A 16,717-nucleotide genomic window follows, 5' to 3' on the forward strand; every position below is an offset into this window, starting at 1 on the left:
CGATCGTTCGTTGTTCGGCAGGATCATTCAACAGGAAAGAGATGTCATATGGAGTTCATCACCATCGATTCGACCTTCGACCATGATTCGCGCGCGCAGGGCGTTCCGGAGGGCGTGCGCGTCCGTATCACCCGATTGACGCCCCATCTGGATTACGATGTCGCCGTCACCGTGCCGGAGGGCATGCTCCCTGCGGAGAAGGAGACCTCTATCGGGGCGTTGATCGTCGGAGGCGCCATGGTCCACCATCGTTCGTTCCGGAAGCTTGATGAGGCGGAGCGTTGGGCTCTGGACTTCACCGACGGTCTGCGCCGATCCGGCCGGATCAGTCGGTCTGACCGGTGACGGCTTCGATGTCGTTGCCGTCCGGGTCGAGGATGAACGCGGAATAATACCCGGGATGATAGGGGCGTGGACCGGGCGCCCCATTGTCGCGTCCGCCCGCGGCGATCGCCGCCCGCATGGCACGTCGCGACGGCGCGACCCTGAGAACCATCCACGTGCCGATCGACGCGGACGGGGATACGGTCGTCGACGTCGTGACCGCCGCGATGACGGACCGCACCTCGTTCATCGTGCTCGACCAGATCACCTCCGCCACGGCGATGCTGTTCCCCGCGCACCGCATCGCGGCCGAGGCGCACAGGCGCGGCATCCGCATCCTCATCGACGGCGCGCACGCCCCGGGCCAACTCGCCGACCCGATCGGCGGACTCGAATCGGATTGGTGGATCGGTAATTTCCACAAGTTCCCATGCGCGCCGCGCGGCACCGCCCTGCTGGTCCTGCCGCCCGCCGGAGGCCGGGACGGACAGGACCTGTGGCCGCTCATCGATTCGTGGGGATACGGCCGTCCGTTCCCGGAACGCTTCGACGAGCAGGGCACGCAGGACCTGTGCGGTCCGATCGCCGCACCCGACGCCTGGCATGAGATCGACCGGCTATGGGGATGGGATGCGGTGCGTTCGTACATGACGGCGCTCGCCGACTACGCCGAACGGCATGTGGCGCAATCGGCGAGCGAGATCTCCAGAGAGGACTGTTCGTCTCCGGTCCGACTCCCCTCCCCCGCCATGCGTCTGGTGCGTCTGCCTCTCTTCGGTCATGGGTACGCGACCACGGAACTCGCCGCGTTGTGCGCCGAATTCCGTTCACGTATCCTCACCGAGCTGGGTGCCGAGGTCTCGGTCACCGAGTTCGGCGGCGGACTCTACCTGCGTCTGACCGCGCATGCGTATATCACGGCCGATGACGTGGACCGTTTCGCCGAGCGTTGCGTGCCGCGCATCATCGGATGGCTGCATGGGTAGAGTGACGCCGACCATCCGCAACGCGGATCGTTTCCCGGGTCGGAGTCGTGTCCGAACGGTGAGACGGCCTCGCCCGACTCCTGTCATGTGCCGTCATTGGCTTTTATGACAGCACAGGAATATCCCGGACGCATCCGGCATCCCGCTGCATGAATGGCGCCCGGCCGGACCGCCCCGCAATCGGGAGTGATGTCATGCGATTGCTTGACGTGATGTTGTGCCGTCGGCCGTTCTTGGATTGAATGGATATAGTGATGAAACTGAGTCCCGAGGAAGGGAGTGATTGCAATGGGCAGGTTCACTCATAACACTTCGGTGCAAAATGGCGGCACCAGACGATTGGTCGTGATACTGCTGTGCGCATCCATAGCATTGCAGGCTCTCGCATTTGCGATTCCGGGCGACATTCTGAGCCTGCTCTGCCGGGCCGTTGGAGTGTTGCTGCTGGCCATGGCTCTGCTTGTAGCTTTGAAAGGCGGCGCTAGATCCTACTTCTTCCTTGCCGTAGGTTTTGGCATGGCCGTTGGTTTGACGGCTATCGCTCCGGTAATCGCGCTCCTGTAACCCAAGCCGCTGAACCCGCCGATGGTTTTCATAGCTTGCTCGGGATACGGATGTCCAATTGCCAGTGCCGCTGTTCCATCTGGATGGCGAAGCTTCCACCGGCCGTTTCGATGATGGTGCGGTAGCGGTCGAGGCCGCTGCGCAGCCCAAGTTTCCCGTCATGCTCAGCGACGGTGTCGCTGACGGAGACGCGGACATCGTCGTTCATATCGAAACTGATGGAGACCGCGTACCATTCGGCCGGGTCGGCGTGCTTGGCGGTGTTCGCGTAGAGTTCGGCCAGCAATCCCGTGAGCAGTCGCATCATGTCAGGTGAAAGCGGATGGCGGAGTTCGCCGAGCAGGTTGTCACCGGTGAAGCCGAGCGATTCGAGTTTCGCCTCCTCGTCGTCGATCAGAGATTGCAGCTCTCCTTGCTGCATGGCGACGTGATCTGCGGCCGGTACCAGCGGAAGAGCTGTCGTGCTGCGCGATTCCGACGGTTGTGATTGTGACTGTCGCTCCGGCCACGTCTCCAGTGAGTCGATGACCGCGTGCGTGTGGGTCATGGCACGATTGGCCGCGTCGCGTAGTTCCCGGAGCTGCTGCCGGTATTCATGCTCGACAGCGGGCATGCCGCTGGCCTCAGCATGATCGATGCGCAGGATGAGATAGGCGAGATCGTTACTGATGGTGTCATGCAGGTCGCGGGCCGTATCCTCGTGTTCCTGCTGGCGACGCAGCAGATACGAGTCATGATCACGTTGACGCATCATATGCAGCAACAGGCCGGTCAATAGCGGGAAACAATAGAGCGCGACATGCATCAACGTAGCCACCAACAGACGGTTGCTACTGGGCGGTGCGGGAGCGAACAATAACATGAGCAACAGTCCGGTGGCGATTGTGCCAGACCATGTATTGAGGTAGGCAAGGAATCCCGTACAGACAATACTGATCACTAGCGGAGTGATCATGAGCGTCCTCATCAGTAATATCTCACCGGCCACAAGCGCCGCCCACAGAAACCATCGCGGACGGAACATGCCACCGATCAGACCGACGAACGTCACCAGAGCCAATGCAAGATGCCGTACGCTCACCGTTGCGGAGACATCCGTCGTAACCTTGGTCAGGTATTCCGCGATGAGAGCCGCAGCTAGCAGCACGCATGCCGCCATGATGACCGGATGGTCGTTGCCCGGGCCAAGTTGCCTGATAAGCCGGTTTACAGCAGATCGTATCGGGCGCATGCCTCCAGCACCTCCCTGCGGCTGGTCACGCCGAGTTTGTCGGACGCCCGGTGCACGTACGTGAACACACTGCCCTTGGCGATACCCAACCGTTGCGCGATCTCGTCAGTGGTGAGGCGCTTCGCGTACAGGCGCAGGATGTCCTTCTCGCGTGAGGACAACGAGTCCTTCATGTCCTCGGACATCCTCGCCGGCACCGTACCGGACAGCAGCTCATGTGCCGATGCCGTGTCATGGAAGCCCAAGGCGGCCTGCTTCACGGTCGGTTTCCCGATGGCCGCCCGCCGCACCGCGTCGGCGATGTCGGCCCCGAGCCGTTCCTTGGCGAGCAGTCCCTGCGCGCCCGCTTTGATCGCTTCATCCCGGTAGACGTCCGTTGAATACGAGGTGACGCAGATGACGCCCACCTTGTTCGTTCTGCGACGGATGCGCCGGCACACGTCCGCGCCCGTGATGCCGCCCAACGCCATGTCCAGCACGAGCACGTCCGGCCGCGTATGCGCGTTGTGGCAGTGCTCGATCGCCGCCGCCGGCGACCCCGTGCCCCACACGATGCGGAAATCCCGGGACATGGCCGCGATCATCGCGCACATCGCATCCAACGCGAACGGATCATTATCCAACACGCCGATACGGACCACGCCCGTCGCGCCCGGCTCGTTCCCAAGTCCCATGACATCCACTGTACCGCCGGCGGCCATTGGTCCTCCGGTATGAAACGGCATCGCTGTCATGCGATTGCTTGACATGATGTTGCGTTTGTAGCTGCTAATGGATTGACTGAGTCGGTATCACCATTATCCGATGACTGCAAAAGGAGGACGGTCATGAATCAGCGGAAGGCCTCAGCTGGAATGGGGCCCGCTGCGGATGACCGAAAGAAGTCCTCAGCCCACCTTTTGCGGAGGCCTCCTAATCCGTGTTAATTCGTCACAATGTCGGGAAGAGACCATCAAAATCAAAATCGAACACATGAAGATATTCGGAGGGAAAGGACAGGCATGACGATTCGTATCGTTCCAATCGAACCGCGGTGGTTCGAGGAGAAGGCGCAGGTGCAGTCGCAAACGTGGCGGGAGCTCAATCAGGGGCATATCCCGCAGGAGATCGTGGATGCCATCACCCCGCAGCTCGCATTGAAACTCACCGAAGCCCACGCCAAGGACCCCGATCAGGTCGTGCTGGTGGCGCTCGATGACGATCATGTGATCGGGTTCACGGAACTACTGCGTACGCCTCGCCCACCAATCGATCGTCCCGAGACGGCGGAACTGGCTTCGCTGTACGTGCTGGCCGACCGGCATCGGCAGGGTGTCGGACGCAAGCTGGTCGAAGCCGGCAAACATGCCATCGGCAATGACCGGCTCGTGCTCTGGGTCGCCGGGTTCAACGACAACGCGCAAGGCTTCTACAGGCATATCGGATTCCACGAGACCGGCCTTACCCAAACCGAAGACATGGGGCCGGAATTTGAAATGACCAACTACCGATAGTGATGTCATCCATTGACGGAAGTTTTCCTGGATATCGGCATTTGCTTGGAATCCTCCACGTCCCCCGCCATACCCTGAAATGACAATCAGGGTGGCGAACCTCTGAGTCAGGGATACTACAGGCATGTTCCGCGTGGGGCGAACGCACACTGGAATCGTATCAACAGCAAGGCCATACGACGGGTCGCGAGGCGGCGGCCGACGATGGGAAGGAAGGCGTGATCATGGTCAATCGACGGTATTCAAGGCATCGCCACGCCATGTGCTTTCCAGCGAAGCGCAGGCCCCGCGCCGCGGTGGATTTCGCGGTTGACGTACATCCTGACCGCGGGGTCACGCTGTCCATCGTCGTGCCTTGCCATAACGAGGAGGCTTGTCTGCCGCTGTTCCTGTCGTCCGCCGAGCAAGCCGTCAACGAAATCATGGCGGCGCATCCCGGTACGACGGTCGAGGTGGTGCTGGTCGACGATGGTTCCACCGACGGCACCGCGACGCTACTGCGTCAGGCGGCGGATAATGATGATGACCGCACTCCCCCGTTCGCGGTCCGTTGGCTGTCGTTGTCGCGTAATTTCGGCAAGGAGGGTGCACTGCTCGCCGGACTTGACGCCGCGCAAGGCGATGTCGTGGCGGTGATGGACGCGGATCTGCAGGATCCGCCGTCGCTGCTGCCGCGCATGTTCTCGATGCTGACGGATGATTCGGCATTGGACTGCGTGGCGACGCGGCGCACCACGCGCGCGGGCGAGCCGCCGATCCGCTCCTTGTGCGCGCACCTGTTCTATCGGCTGATGAACGTCATGTCACCGGTCGAGGTGCCTGATGGGGCGCGTGATTTCCGTATGATGCGTCGCCGGGTCGTCGACGCGCTGACGTCGCTGACCGAACGCAACCGGTTCTCCAAGGGACTGTACGCATGGGTGGGATTCCGTACGGCGTGGATCGACTATCCGAACACGCGCCGGGCCGCGGGCAGGTCCAGTTGGAACTTCCTCGCATTGGTCCGTTACGCGATCGAGGGACTGGTCTCATGCTCCACGATGCCGTTGGCCGTGGCATCGTATATCGGGTTGCTGTTGTGCGTGGTCGCGTTCGGCGCGACCTGTTTCATCGCGGTGCGCGCGGCCGTGTTCGGCGACCCGGTGGCCGGTTGGCCGTCGCTCGCGTGCATCATCACGTTCATCGGCGGACTGCAACTGATGTGCCTGGGCATCATCGGCCGGTATCTGGCGAACACGTATCTGGAGTCCAAGCGCCGGCCGAACTACATCGTGCGTGACGGCAACATCAACGTCCACAATGCCGGCAATACACGTTGCGACCGTCCGGCGCATGACAGGGAGAAGCTGTCATGACCACAATGAATCGCGGAATCGCCGATCCGCGCGTCGGGCCTGTCAGCGGACGAGACGACGACCGTGTCGTTCCCCTCGTTCCCGCTGCCCGCCGCCCGGTTCTCGTTCCCGTATTGGCCGTCTGCTGCGCGCTGGCGACGACCGTGTCGAGCTGGCTGATGGGACGCGGCCAATCATTGTGGTTCGACGAGCAGTACTCGCTGATATTGGCGAACCGACCCATGCCACAACTGATCGCACTCACCGCCGTCGACGCGCATCCGCCGCTGTATTACCTTTTGCTCAAGGTATGGCTGTCCGTCGCCGGCGACGACGTCGCGTTGGTGCGGATCCCGAACTGCGTATGCCTTGGACTGGCTGTGTTCATGCTGGTCATGCTGATGCGCGACCTGTTCGGCGAACGTATCGCGATGGCGTGTATGCCGCTGCTGACGTGCGGCGGGTTCATGCTGCGATACGGCTACGAGCTGCGCATGTATTCGCCGGCGATGCTCTTGGCCGTGGGCGGCACGGCGATACTGCTGCGCGCCGTCGGGGTGATCGCACCGCAAGGCCGACGTCACCGGAACATGGACGACAAGCGTGACGGCCGTCGATGCGGCGATCGACCCCGTGGTCGCCGCCGCATCGCATGGTGGGCCGCATACGCCGTGACCGTCACGCTCGGCATGCTGACGCTGTACCTCACCGCGTTTGTATGGCTGACCCATGCGATCTGGCTGGTTGCACATTCGTGGCGTGCGCGCCGGTTATCCGCATTGCGAGGGTTGTTCGCCTATGCCGTGTCGATCATACTGTTCCTGCCGTGGATGCCGGCGTTGCTGGGCCAGCTCGGCGGAAGCTCTGTCCTGCCTCCGGTTCGCCGACGTATGAACATGTCCGGTGTGGCGAACGCATTCGACATCATGCTGCTCGGCATGACGGAACAGGAGCTGCCATCGATTGTCTCGCTGCTGGTCGCGGCCACGATGATCCTGATCATCGGCATACTCATCGCTCAACACCTGCTCGTGCGGCGGCGTTCAATCCGAGCATCGGCATCGCGACCGTCCGCTGAGGCCGCGGGGCTGATCGTCATGCTGTTCGCCGTGCCGACCGCGCTCCTGATGATCTGGTCCGCCGTCAAGGAACTGTCCAGCGGTGGATACGGCATGTTCTCTGTACGCTACCTGAGCGTGGTCGCACCATTCTTCTACGCCATGTTGATGTTGGCGTGCGTTGCCACGTACCGGTCACGCGGCCGTCGTACGGTGTTCGTCTACGTCGTTGTACTTGCGATACTGGCCGCCGGGACGATCACGTACGGCGTGCGCGGCAACCATAGTTTCGACCGCAACGATACGCCCAGATTGGCCGCACTCAGTCGACAGGTCACCTGTTCGGCAGCGCAACCGGTCGTCGCGCAGGACGAGTACACGTACATCGACGCATACTGGTACTACCGCGACTGCCCATACTACTACTTCCTCGACGTCGACGACGTTCCCACGCGCGGCGGATACGCGCCGCTGCACGGCTCCACCGCGCAACTGAGAACTATCGACGATCTCGATGCGGCTCGATTCACCCTGCTGTCATGGGCGACGACCCGCAACTACGACAAGTTCCTCGGCGACGCGGCTGGCCAATGGACGCAAACCGGCGTCATCAAACACGGTGCGAACGCGGCCATCACCTACCGCCGATAATCGGCGCCCCCGGAACGGGGAATCCTATGGAGCGCCTTTCCCGGGTACTGCGGGAACGTGGACGACGGAGAGACCGGAAGCTTGCCAACCGAGATTTGATGTCATGCGATTGCTTGACATGATGTTGCGGGCGATGAGGTGGAGTGTCTCTAATGGCCGTATCGGTTTGTCGCTTGATCCAGGGAGGCGTTATGGGTTATCTGCTTATCATCGACATGCTGCCCACGTATGGGCTGCTGTTCTATGTATTGGTTTCAGTGTGCGTCTTTGCATTGCTTCATGGTCTGCGCAAAACGTCTCTGGACCGGCGCCGGTTGCGATTCGTCACGGCTGCGACGTTGGTTGTCTCCTGGATCTGCGCTCTGTTTGCCGCATTGGTGTATGCCATGGCGACGCCGGCGTCGCAGCCTGATATGTCGGACTTCTACGTCATGTACCGGCCGGCTTCGCTGGGTGTTCTCTTGGTGCTGTTTCTAGTGCAGGTCGGGTATGGCATAAGGGCCATACGGCGATGATCGTTTTGTCATGCCGGGCGGTGCTGATTTTGCGCGGGCGGTGTGGTGAGACCGTGAACCATTGGCGTGTTCCCTGCTACGTATTCAGTGAGGTTTGCGGGATGTGCCGTGGAAGGAGCCGCATACGCAGGATGACATGACCTCGCCCGGTGGGGAGGCGATGCGCGACGAGGATCTGCTCGCGAGGGTCGCTTCCGGGGACGAGCGTGCCTTCGAGGCCCTGTATGGACGGGTACGCTGCGGCTGTGCGGGCGTTCGTACGTGCGCGCGTGTCGGATGCCGGCACGGCCGAGGAGGTGTGCGCCGACGTGTGGTTGGGCTGCTGGCGGTCGGCGAGGGCGTTCCGCGGTGACGCGAGGGTGCTGTCATGGCTGCTGGGCATCGCGAAACGGCAGATCACCATGCGTGTGCGGCGCGGGCGCCCGGACGTGACCGCGTTGGATGACGCGCCCGAACCGCGTGACGATGGCCCGAGCCCGGAGACGGCCGTGCTGTCCGAAGCGGGCATGGATGATCTGATGGCGTTGCTGCGCCGTCTGCCCGTCGAACTGGTGGAGACGGCGACGTTGGCGTGGCTGCACGGCCTGCCGTACCGGCAGATCGCCCGCCTGCTGGACGTGCCGGAGGGCACGGTCAAATCCCGTGTCTCGCGTGCGCGCCGTCTGCTGCGCACACAACTCGATCACAAGGATGATGCGGATGGAAAGGAACGGTGAACCCCGATGACCGATCATCTTGACGAAACGACCGGCCGCTTGACGGACGATGCGGCCGACGAGCGTCTGCTCGCGGCATTGGCCGCCGTGGAACGATCCCGTTCGGGAGAAACGCCTCCCGCTACGGCGGTGATGGCGCGCATCCGCGCATCGCGGTCCCCGCTGGACGGGCCCGCATGGTCGTGGACACGCAGTCTGCGGTTGTTCATGCTGCTGCTGGGCGGCAGATGAAGGTGGTGCCGTGGCAGGTGGTGCCGGCCACGCTGACGTTGATGGCGTTCGCCGGATTGGGGGCGCGGTTCTTCGCGGTCGGCTGGGGGTGACGGTCGTGTCCCGCGCGTTCTGCTCGATGGTGCTGGCCGGCGTGTTGTTGAGCGTGACGATGGCGTTCGGGAATTCCCGCATGGACATGATCTCGTCGGCCACACCGTTGGGTCCGGGGGCGGTCACGCTGGTCCGGCTGGTGTTCGTGCTCGCCTGCGACGTCGTGTTCGGATTGTTGGTGACCGTTGTGATGGGCGTGCAGGGTTATGGGGAGTTCGGCGTGCTGCTGGTCGGATGGCTGTCGCCTTTGCTGCTGGTCGCCGGCGTGGGCGCGATGCTCGCGATCCGGTTCTCCACGGGCGTCGGCTTCGGCGTCGGCCTGCTGCTGGTCGCCGTGATCCGTACGGACCTGCTCGGGCTCATGGGCCTGCCGGCCGCGGGCTGGATCGACATGATCCGAACATTCGGACCGCTGTTGCTGGCCGTCACGGGCGTGGCGGCGTGCGCGGCGGCGGTGGCGTGCGCCGGACGATTGTCCGAGGCGCGCATGACGGCCGCGGCCGTCTGAACGGATCGAGGTCGATGAGTCGCCGGTGGTCGTTCGGCGTGTCGTGTGAACCATGCGGTCGGCGTCCGCTACCTATCTGGTGACGGACGATAAGGAACGGCCGTCGATTTTCGGACTTCAGGGAGGGACGGCATGTCGGGAATGATTCGCGCGCAGGCCAGGCGCATTGGCGTGGGATTGCTGGCGGCGCCCGCGGTCTGCGGGATTGCTGTTGCGGTTGCCGGCATCATGGTGTCCGGCGTGTGGTCGCGTACGCAGACGTTGACGGTGGTGAACTGGCTCGCCCAGCTGATGGTGATCGGCTCGGGCGTGTGCGTGGCGGTCGCGTTGACCGGTGACCCGCTGGTCGAGGCGAGCGAGTCCACGCCCGTGGGCTGGCGGCGCGTTGAGGCCACGCGGTTCGTCCTGACGGCCGTGTCCGGTCTGGTCGGCGCCGTGTTCATGTTCATGCCGTTGCATGTGCTGGGCCTGTGGCCGCAGGACCTGGGATGGGTAAGCCTGATCGCGCCGACGGGCGCGGTGCTGGTCGTGGGTGCGGCCGGGTTCGTGGCCGCCGCATGGTCCATGTCCACGCAGGCCACGGTCATGGCGGTGGTCGCGGTATGGATGTTTCTCGCCCTCCTGTGGGATCCGTACGTGCTCGACCCGGTCGCGCAGCGCGGCATCCCGCTCGCCGCTGCCGTGATCGCCATCGGGGTCGCGTGGTGGCTGCTGGGCGACGAGGAACGCAACGTGACGCTTGCGAGGAGGAGCATATGAGCATGCGCATCGGTTTCCCGCGATTGGTCCGCGTCCACATGCTCATCGTGTGGCGGCAACGCTCCCTATGGGTCGCGGCCGTCCCATTGGCCCTGTTCGCGCTCCTGCTGGGCGTGATCTCCCCGGCCGGCCCGCACGACCACGGCGCTGGTGATCTGGCGTTCATGGCCAAGACGATGGCCATGTTCATGCCGATCGCCTACATGGCCGCGTTCACCGACTTCCACACGCGTCACGACCGGCTCGGCATCGGTCAGTTGGAGGACTCTACGCCCACACCCGCGCCCGTGCTGGCCGCGGCACGCACGCTCGGCGCGTTCCTGATTCTCATCGCCCCGTCGCTCCTGCTGCTGGCCTGCGCCGGCGTCGTGCGGACCCTGCACGGCTCGTGGTGGGCCATCCCGCAGGCGTTGGCCGCCGGATTCGCGATCACCGGGCCGGCCGTGCTGACCGCGATGAGCCTGTCCTCGCTGCTCGGCGCGATCCTGCCCATGATCGTCGCGCGCATCGCCGGCGTGCTCGCATGGTTCGTGCTCGTGTTCTCCTCGCCGATGCTGCCCGTGCCGACCGTCAACGGCACCATCCTCAACGTGATCGGCGACGCCGTCGGCGCCGGATGGTTCGGACTCAAGCCCGTCTACCCGGCCGTGGGAGGCGTCCTCACGGTCACCGGCACGCCCGCCAACGCGGCCATGTCCCTGATCGCGCAGCTCGCCGCCGCCATACTGCTCATGGCGTTGGGCGGATGGTGCTCGGCACGCCCGCGCACGGTGCGATGAACGACATCGGCGGAACCCTCATCGGAAACATCGACACGGGAAGGAAAAGCATCATGTTCATCTCCATCAGCCATCTGACCAAGGACTTCCCGAGGAAGCCCCGCGCGCTGGACGACGTGACCTGCGACCTGCCGCACGGCATGGTCGGCCTGATCGGGCCGACCGGCGCCGGCAAGACCACGCTCATGCGCATCCTCGCCGGCATCATCCGCCCCACGTCGGGCCAGGTGCTCATGGACGGCCACGATTTGAAGGACGCGAGGACCCGCCGCGCGCTCAAACGCACGCTCGGCTACCTGCCGCAGGACATCGAACCCTACCCGCAGCTCACCCCGCTCGAATTCCTCGACTACGTGGGCGTCCTCAAAGGCATCGACGACACCCGGGAGCGCATGCGCCAGGCACGCGAACTCAGCGACCGGGTCGGGCTCACGGACGTGGCCGACCGACGCATCGGCGGATTCTCCGGCGGCATGCGCCGCCGCGTCGGCATCGCCCAGGCCCTCATGGCGGACCCCCGGCTCATCATCGTGGACGAACCCACCGCCGGACTCGACCCCGAGGAACGCATGCGCTTCCGCACGCTGCTCGCCGGCCTCGGCGGCGACCGCACCGTGATCCTATCCACCCACATCCTCGACGACATCGCACAGACCTGCCCATACGTGTTCGTCCTGCGCCAGGGCCGCATCCGCTACGACGGGCCGACCGAACAACTCACCGGACACGCCGCAGGCCGCGTCTGGCTCACCCAGCCGGCCAACACCCCGCCACCCGCAGGCATGATCGTCGCCAACGCCGTCACCACCGCACGAGGCATACGCTACCGCGTCATCACCGACACCCCGCCCGCCGACGCGCAACCCATGGAACCCACATTGGAGGACGGCTACATGGCCCTCATCGAGGAACACCCCGACCACCACTGACGGCCGGCGGACAGGCAGTTCAATCATCGGAAACACAACGCAAAGGAAACCAGCATGACCAATATGACACCCGCCACCCAAACCATCACAGCCATTGGTCTCGCCGCCATCATGGCCCTGAGCCTGACCGCCTGCATGGACGGCATCAAGCATCCCGAAAACTATCCGACTGACGGAGCCAAGACAATCACCGCGACCAGCAACCCGCAGGACATCAGCGCCGACCAACTCGGCCACACCTGGCCCCTCACCGTCGACCACGGCACCGTCAGCTGCACGCACGACACCAAAGGCGACCCCGTCATGCGCTTCACCGCACCCGACGGCACCCGATACGCCCTCAACCAGACCAGCGACAACAAGGACCTGCCCGACATCGACCAGCTCCTCGCCAACGGCAAATCCACCGGTACCCTCACCAGCTTCGCCTTCACCGTCTGCGACGTGAAATGACAATGTCGGAATCATCGACGAAAGACCGCAGGACTTCTTCCCGAATGATCCTATAGTCTTATAGTCCGGTTTCCCGAGGCTCGTGTTCGAGCACGAGTTTCATCTTGCTGTTGCCCATCAGCCACGAATACAGGTCCCGATCCAGGATCATCGCCAGATCGAAGCACGCCTGCACTGCGTCCGCCAACGTGATGCGCCGGTTCTCGCCGGGAAGCGGGACGCCGTTGACGAGCGGCTCGTGATGGGCGACCCGGTTGCGCAGGGCGTGCACCGTCTTGACGATGTCCAGCGCAAAGCGTCTTGTCCAACGTTCTCCCATCGCACGCGCATACTGGCGCCCATTGGAGAACGTCTTGTCAAGTCCCTTGCGCCACAGATTGTTCTCGTAGTTGGCGCGCCTCTGGTCCGGCCACTTCGTATGAATCGTGCCGCCGTCCTCCAGAAGGTTGCGCCAGAAGCCGAACGTCAATGAAGCAACGAGATGACCGTGCGTATGAATTCTGCGCTGTTGCGGGGTGAGATGGTTCCATGCCTCGCGAATCTGGTATTGGGTACGGTCGTCGAAGCTGAGCCCCGCCATGTACCAGTCCTCGGTATCTGACTGTTCCAAAGCCATGAGGGACAACTGACGGTCCATGTGGTTGCGCAAAGCGACCTCAAGAATGGCGATATCACCCATACAAGCGCTGGCCATGTCATGGTCCCACAGATACAACTGCAGCGCCGGGCATGAACGCCGCCGCGCCTCGGAATCATAGGATGCGAGCCGCTCGTCGGTGATGCCTCCTCGCAGCGCCCTCTCCTGCGGACTGCCCTTGCGAGGAGGCTGTGAGAGGAAATCGGGCGCTGGGTTTGACTGTCGACTCATAACCCATTATCATATTCCATGAATTCCCCCAAAGGGCCTCTCCGGACGGTCATCGACTCAGCCGTGATGCACTGGGGGTTCTCTTTTATCCGGGAGCGTCATCGGTGGGATCTGTCACCCTAGGATCGTGATAAGAGAGCAAGGGAGACGGTTAGGCGACTAATCGAGACCTGGCTGGCGGACCCCGGAGCGCGCGTTTGACGCCACCGGTGTCCGCATCCGCGTGGACGGTCAAAGCATCATGTCGCCTTTGGTTGACGAGTATCCCTCCGATTGGCTGTCACGATGAGACCATGCCATCATTGGCTCTATGGCGGACTCGAGTTTCCGTTGTCGTGCTTGGAAAAGAGGAGAACGGTTACATGACGTGGAATGAGCGAATGATCACGACGGTCACCGCCGGAACGCAACTTCGTGATGCGCTGCTCGCCGTGGGACTGAAGCCGACGGATTCATGCATCGTGCATACGCGGCTCAGTGCGTTCGGTTTCGTTCCCGGCGGTGAGCAGACCGTGGTCGATGTACTCAAAGGCGTGCTATACGACGGCGACGTCATGATGTCCGCGCAGACCACGGATCTGTCCGATTCGCAGTGTTGGGGAGCGCCGCCGGTCAGTCCCGAACTAATCGAAACCGTGAATGCCGCACTGCCGGCGTTCGATCCGGCGACGACTCCGGCGCATGGCATCGGACGCACACCGGAGTACTTCCGCGCATTGCCCGGCACACGACGCAGCAATCACCCGCTGTACTCGATGAGCGCATGGGGACGCCACGCGGACTGGCTGTGCGACCCATGCGGAGGCGAGAACGGTCGCGATTACGACATTCCGTTCGGCGAACATAGTCCGCTCTCGCGTCTCTACGAAATCGATGGCAAAGTGCTCTTTCTCGGCACCGACTTCGGCACCTGCACCGCGATTCACTATGCCGAATCCACAATCGGCCGGCCGCATATCCACGAGACCGCACCGGTCGGCCACGTCGATGCCGTAACCGGCGAACGCACGACCGAATGGGTGACATTCGACACGGTGGAACTCGACCGTTACGACGATTTCGAGTCCTTCGGTGGGCGATTCCTCGCCGAGCATGCCGACTCCGTACGTGCCGTGACGTTGAACGAAGCGAGAATCCTCGCTTTCCCCGTCCGCGATCTGGTGGATGCCGCTCGTAGGTATTATGCGCGACTCGATTTGCGTCATAGCGGCAAGGACGGAGATGACGACAATCAGCATGCGTAGCAGAGCTTTGCTCTATGCGGAGCGATGCCAAAAAGCGGTTGGCATGGGGAATTGACCGATATGGTTTCCAGCACCTACCGGACGTTGATTGCGCAGCGCACGCGGGACATCTCCATGCTGCGCCTGATCGGAGCACGCGGGGCGAACCGCTACGATGGTCCACATCATCCGTGTAGACGAAAGGAATCCCATGCAGCGGCCGATCATCACCGACGAGGCGTTCCTCGCCGTCCCGTCCGAGCCCGCGACCGAGGCCGACGCGGGCATCGCCCGCGATCTTTTGGACACGCTCGCCGCGCACGCCGACGCGTGCGTGGGGCTGGCCGCGAACATGATCGGCGTGGCCAAGCGGATCATCGTCTTCCATGACGAGACGACCGGCCGGAACATGACGATGTTCAACCCGGTCGTCACGGCGAAGTCGAGCCGCTACGAGACCGAGGAGGGATGCCTGTCACTCAAGGGTGTGCGTCCGACGGTCCGCTACAAGCGCATCACCGTGACCTACCGCACGCGGCGCTGGCGCGAGGCGACCGCCACATTCGACGGGTTCACCGCCGAGATCATCCAGCACGAGATTGACCACTGCGACGGCGTCCTCATCTGACGGCATGACGGATGGTCGTCCGTTCCCCCTGATTCGGGCCATGCTCCGGGAACGAACAACCAGCCATGGATTACGCCTATAACGCCCGCCGCGCGGCCGCTCCATGCCGGCTGCATAATGGCGGGGGACGCCGGCGGCGAAGGGACTGCGGCGATGATACGAAAAGGATGGTCTGGGCCATGACGGACAAGCGTGTGAAGGTGGGAAACAGCGACCTGGAGGTGTTTCCGCTCGTGTTGGGCGGAAACACGTTCGGCTGGACGAGCGACGAGGTGACCAGCCGCAGGGTGCTCGACGCGTACGTGGAGGCCGGCGGCAACTTCATCGACACAGCCGACGTGTATTCGGCGTGGGCGCCGGGCAATGCGGGCGGCGAATCCGAGATCATCCTCGGCCGTTGGCTCGCCGTGCGCGGCAACCGCGACAAGGTGGTCGTCGCCACGAAGGTCAGCGAGCATCCGCAGTACACGGGCCTCTCGCACGACAACGTGCTCGCCGCCGCGGACGAGTCGCTGCTGCGCCTCGGCGTCGACGAGATCGACCTCTACTACGCGCATTTCGACGACAAGTCGACACCTCTCGAGGAGACCGCGGCCGCGTTCGACGAGCTCGTCAAGGCGGGCAAGATCCGAGCGATCGGCCTGTCCAACTACACGGCGGACCGCATCGAGGAATGGTTCCGCATCGCCCGCGAGCACGGCTACGCGCTGCCGGTCGCGTTGGAACCGCACTATAACCTCGTCACGCGCGGCAACTACGAGCGCACGCTCGCCCCCGTCGCCGCACGCGAGAACCTCGCCGTGTTCCCATACTTCTCGCTGGCCGCCGGGTTCCTCACCGGCAAGTACCGTTCCGCAGCGGACGCGGAGGGCAAGGCGCGTCAGGGCATGGTCGCCGACTACCTCACCGACGACGGCTTCGCGCTGGTCGACGCGTTGGACGAGGTCGCCAAGGCGCACGGCGTCGCGATCGCCACGGTCGCGCTCGCCTGGCTGCGCCACCGCCCGCAGGTCGCCGGCCCGATCGCTTCGGCTCGTACGCCCGAACAGCTGCCCGCGCTCCTCGCCTCCGTGGACCTCGACCTTACGGCCGACGAGACCGCCACGCTCGACAAGGCATCCGAACCGTTCACGAAGTAATACAATCGCGACACACGCGATAAGACGAAGCATCCATACGGTGGGTCGCTCCCCGTCGTCCGTCATGAGACGACCAGGGAGCGGCCCACCGTTATTCATATGCAAATGGCTTTCATATGAGATTCGCATCGCATCAGTTTCAAATGATAGCCAATTACTTATGAATTAAAACCGACAACAGCGCCACTTGTCTTATAGGCATCAAAACCTTGCGATTCCAACATTTTCAACCATA

20 protein-coding genes and 1 pseudogene are annotated in these 16,717 nt (G+C 63.3%); 17 read left to right on the forward strand and 4 right to left on the reverse strand.

Annotation, left to right across the window (positions count from 1 at the left end):
- Positions 1-48: 48 nt before the first annotated feature.
- The gene (locus KIH78_RS00630; protein WP_214313285.1) at positions 49-345 is read left to right on the forward strand and encodes a hypothetical protein; all 297 of its coding nucleotides are present in this window, start codon (positions 49-51) and stop codon (positions 343-345) included.
- On the opposite strand, the pseudogene KIH78_RS00635 reads toward KIH78_RS00630, so the two are convergent.
- Positions 326-457 (reverse strand): annotated as a pseudogene (locus KIH78_RS00635) (VOC family protein); the annotation flags it as partial. The gene KIH78_RS00630 and the pseudogene KIH78_RS00635 overlap by 20 nt on opposite strands.
- A gap of 4 nt (positions 458-461) precedes the next feature.
- Here KIH78_RS00635 and KIH78_RS00640 point away from each other — a divergent pair.
- Together KIH78_RS00640 and KIH78_RS10515 are read left to right on the forward strand one after the other, a co-directional pair.
- Positions 462-1,310 carry an aminotransferase class V-fold PLP-dependent enzyme gene (locus KIH78_RS00640; RefSeq protein WP_219130809.1) on the forward strand — a complete coding sequence of 283 codons (849 nt, stop codon included), beginning with the start codon at positions 462-464 and terminating at the stop codon, positions 1,308-1,310.
- Between the two features lie 288 nt (positions 1,311-1,598).
- Positions 1,599-1,874 carry a hypothetical protein gene (locus KIH78_RS10515; RefSeq protein WP_236034309.1) on the forward strand — a complete coding sequence of 92 codons (276 nt, stop codon included), beginning with the start codon at positions 1,599-1,601 and terminating at the stop codon, positions 1,872-1,874.
- A gap of 28 nt (positions 1,875-1,902) precedes the next feature.
- Here KIH78_RS10515 and KIH78_RS00645 read toward each other — a convergent pair whose 3' ends face one another.
- Positions 1,903-3,105 (reverse strand): histidine kinase, encoded by a 1,203-nt coding sequence (locus KIH78_RS00645; RefSeq protein WP_236034310.1) that lies wholly within the window; start codon positions 3,103-3,105, stop codon positions 1,903-1,905.
- Positions 3,081-3,779 carry a response regulator gene (locus tag KIH78_RS00650; protein ID WP_219130810.1) on the reverse strand — a complete coding sequence of 233 codons (699 nt, stop codon included), beginning with the start codon at positions 3,777-3,779 and terminating at the stop codon, positions 3,081-3,083. The genes KIH78_RS00645 and KIH78_RS00650 overlap by 25 nt, the downstream gene beginning before the upstream one ends.
- 327 nt (positions 3,780-4,106) lie before the next feature.
- On the opposite strand from KIH78_RS00650, the gene KIH78_RS00655 reads away from it, so the two are divergent.
- From KIH78_RS00655 to KIH78_RS00700, 11 genes are all read left to right on the forward strand, one after another.
- Complete coding sequence (locus tag KIH78_RS00655; protein WP_214313289.1) at positions 4,107-4,598, forward strand: GNAT family N-acetyltransferase; 492 nt, start codon at positions 4,107-4,109, stop codon at positions 4,596-4,598.
- 350 nt (positions 4,599-4,948) lie between these two features.
- Complete coding sequence (locus KIH78_RS00660) at positions 4,949-5,953, forward strand: glycosyltransferase family 2 protein (protein ID WP_338024088.1); 1,005 nt, start codon at positions 4,949-4,951, stop codon at positions 5,951-5,953.
- Positions 5,954-6,096: 143 nt separating this feature from the next.
- Positions 6,097-7,641 carry a glycosyltransferase family 39 protein gene (locus tag KIH78_RS00665; RefSeq protein WP_219130812.1) on the forward strand — a complete coding sequence of 515 codons (1,545 nt, stop codon included), beginning with the start codon at positions 6,097-6,099 and terminating at the stop codon, positions 7,639-7,641.
- Between the two features lie 191 nt (positions 7,642-7,832).
- Positions 7,833-8,156: a hypothetical protein gene (locus tag KIH78_RS00670; RefSeq protein WP_219130813.1), complete on the forward strand. Its 324-nt coding sequence runs from the start codon at positions 7,833-7,835 to the stop codon at positions 8,154-8,156.
- 224 nt (positions 8,157-8,380) lie between these two features.
- Positions 8,381-8,872, forward strand: a complete 492-nt coding sequence (locus KIH78_RS00675; protein ID WP_236034311.1) for an RNA polymerase sigma factor — start codon at positions 8,381-8,383, stop codon at positions 8,870-8,872.
- A 6-nt stretch (positions 8,873-8,878) separates the two neighbouring features.
- Positions 8,879-9,103, forward strand: a complete 225-nt coding sequence (locus KIH78_RS10520; protein ID WP_236034312.1) for a hypothetical protein — start codon at positions 8,879-8,881, stop codon at positions 9,101-9,103.
- A gap of 10 nt (positions 9,104-9,113) precedes the next feature.
- Positions 9,114-9,704: a hypothetical protein gene (locus KIH78_RS00680; protein WP_236034313.1), complete on the forward strand. Its 591-nt coding sequence runs from the start codon at positions 9,114-9,116 to the stop codon at positions 9,702-9,704.
- A gap of 132 nt (positions 9,705-9,836) precedes the next feature.
- A complete protein-coding gene (locus tag KIH78_RS00685) occupies positions 9,837-10,463 on the forward strand; it encodes a hypothetical protein (protein WP_219130814.1) in 627 nt (208 codons plus the stop codon).
- Positions 10,460-11,242: a murein hydrolase transporter LrgB gene (locus tag KIH78_RS00690; RefSeq protein WP_219130815.1), complete on the forward strand. Its 783-nt coding sequence runs from the start codon at positions 10,460-10,462 to the stop codon at positions 11,240-11,242. The genes KIH78_RS00685 and KIH78_RS00690 overlap by 4 nt, the downstream gene beginning before the upstream one ends.
- Positions 11,243-11,295: 53 nt before the next feature.
- A complete protein-coding gene (locus KIH78_RS00695; protein ID WP_219130816.1) occupies positions 11,296-12,171 on the forward strand; it encodes an ABC transporter ATP-binding protein in 876 nt (291 codons plus the stop codon).
- Positions 12,172-12,225: 54 nt separating this feature from the next.
- Positions 12,226-12,624 (forward strand): superoxide dismutase, encoded by a 399-nt coding sequence (locus tag KIH78_RS00700; RefSeq protein ID WP_214313305.1) that lies wholly within the window; start codon positions 12,226-12,228, stop codon positions 12,622-12,624.
- A 58-nt stretch (positions 12,625-12,682) separates the two neighbouring features.
- On the opposite strand, the gene KIH78_RS00705 is transcribed toward KIH78_RS00700, so the two are convergent.
- A complete protein-coding gene (locus tag KIH78_RS00705) occupies positions 12,683-13,492 on the reverse strand; it encodes a DNA-binding protein (RefSeq protein WP_219130817.1) in 810 nt (269 codons plus the stop codon).
- Between the two features lie 380 nt (positions 13,493-13,872).
- On the opposite strand from KIH78_RS00705, the gene KIH78_RS00710 reads away from it, so the two are divergent.
- The 3 genes from KIH78_RS00710 to KIH78_RS00720 all read left to right on the forward strand — a co-directional run bounded on the left by KIH78_RS00710 (position 13,873) and on the right by KIH78_RS00720 (position 16,482).
- Entirely contained in the window at positions 13,873-14,736 is an 864-nt protein-coding gene (locus KIH78_RS00710; RefSeq protein WP_236034314.1) for an AAC(3) family N-acetyltransferase, read from the forward strand.
- Positions 14,737-14,926: 190 nt separating this feature from the next.
- Positions 14,927-15,343: a peptide deformylase gene (locus KIH78_RS00715; protein ID WP_219130819.1), complete on the forward strand. Its 417-nt coding sequence runs from the start codon at positions 14,927-14,929 to the stop codon at positions 15,341-15,343.
- Between the two features lie 179 nt (positions 15,344-15,522).
- Positions 15,523-16,482 (forward strand): aldo/keto reductase, encoded by a 960-nt coding sequence (locus KIH78_RS00720; RefSeq protein ID WP_219130820.1) that lies wholly within the window; start codon positions 15,523-15,525, stop codon positions 16,480-16,482.
- The last annotated feature ends 235 nt before the right edge of the window (positions 16,483-16,717 follow it).

It is taken from the genome of Bifidobacterium saguinibicoloris, from assembly GCF_019331725.1.
GTDB lineage: Bacteria > Actinomycetota > Actinomycetes > Actinomycetales > Bifidobacteriaceae > Bifidobacterium > Bifidobacterium saguinibicoloris.

What these genes read in the sequence shown, in the direction of transcription:
- KIH78_RS00650 (WP_219130810.1), bottom strand. Translation starts at nt 3,779, where the DNA reads ATGGGACTTGGGAACGAGCCGGGCGCGACGGGCGTGGTCCGTATCGGC.
- KIH78_RS00640 (WP_219130809.1), top strand. Translation starts at nt 462, where the DNA reads ATGGCACGTCGCGACGGCGCGACCCTGAGAACCATCCACGTGCCGATC.
- KIH78_RS00695 (WP_219130816.1), top strand. Translation starts at nt 11,296, where the DNA reads ATGTTCATCTCCATCAGCCATCTGACCAAGGACTTCCCGAGGAAGCCC.
- KIH78_RS10520 (WP_236034312.1), top strand. Translation starts at nt 8,879, where the DNA reads ATGACCGATCATCTTGACGAAACGACCGGCCGCTTGACGGACGATGCG.
- KIH78_RS00630 (WP_214313285.1), top strand. Translation starts at nt 49, where the DNA reads ATGGAGTTCATCACCATCGATTCGACCTTCGACCATGATTCGCGCGCG.
- KIH78_RS00645 (WP_236034310.1), bottom strand. Translation starts at nt 3,105, where the DNA reads ATGCGCCCGATACGATCTGCTGTAAACCGGCTTATCAGGCAACTTGGC.
- KIH78_RS00655 (WP_214313289.1), top strand. Translation starts at nt 4,107, where the DNA reads ATGACGATTCGTATCGTTCCAATCGAACCGCGGTGGTTCGAGGAGAAG.
- KIH78_RS10515 (WP_236034309.1), top strand. Translation starts at nt 1,599, where the DNA reads ATGGGCAGGTTCACTCATAACACTTCGGTGCAAAATGGCGGCACCAGA.
- KIH78_RS00715 (WP_219130819.1), top strand. Translation starts at nt 14,927, where the DNA reads ATGCAGCGGCCGATCATCACCGACGAGGCGTTCCTCGCCGTCCCGTCC.
- KIH78_RS00675 (WP_236034311.1), top strand. Translation starts at nt 8,381, where the DNA reads ATGGACGGGTACGCTGCGGCTGTGCGGGCGTTCGTACGTGCGCGCGTG.
- KIH78_RS00670 (WP_219130813.1), top strand. Translation starts at nt 7,833, where the DNA reads ATGGGTTATCTGCTTATCATCGACATGCTGCCCACGTATGGGCTGCTG.
- KIH78_RS00700 (WP_214313305.1), top strand. Translation starts at nt 12,226, where the DNA reads ATGACCAATATGACACCCGCCACCCAAACCATCACAGCCATTGGTCTC.
- KIH78_RS00705 (WP_219130817.1), bottom strand. Translation starts at nt 13,492, where the DNA reads ATGAGTCGACAGTCAAACCCAGCGCCCGATTTCCTCTCACAGCCTCCT.
- KIH78_RS00685 (WP_219130814.1), top strand. Translation starts at nt 9,837, where the DNA reads ATGTCGGGAATGATTCGCGCGCAGGCCAGGCGCATTGGCGTGGGATTG.
- KIH78_RS00690 (WP_219130815.1), top strand. Translation starts at nt 10,460, where the DNA reads ATGAGCATGCGCATCGGTTTCCCGCGATTGGTCCGCGTCCACATGCTC.
- KIH78_RS00720 (WP_219130820.1), top strand. Translation starts at nt 15,523, where the DNA reads ATGACGGACAAGCGTGTGAAGGTGGGAAACAGCGACCTGGAGGTGTTT.
- KIH78_RS00710 (WP_236034314.1), top strand. Translation starts at nt 13,873, where the DNA reads ATGATCACGACGGTCACCGCCGGAACGCAACTTCGTGATGCGCTGCTC.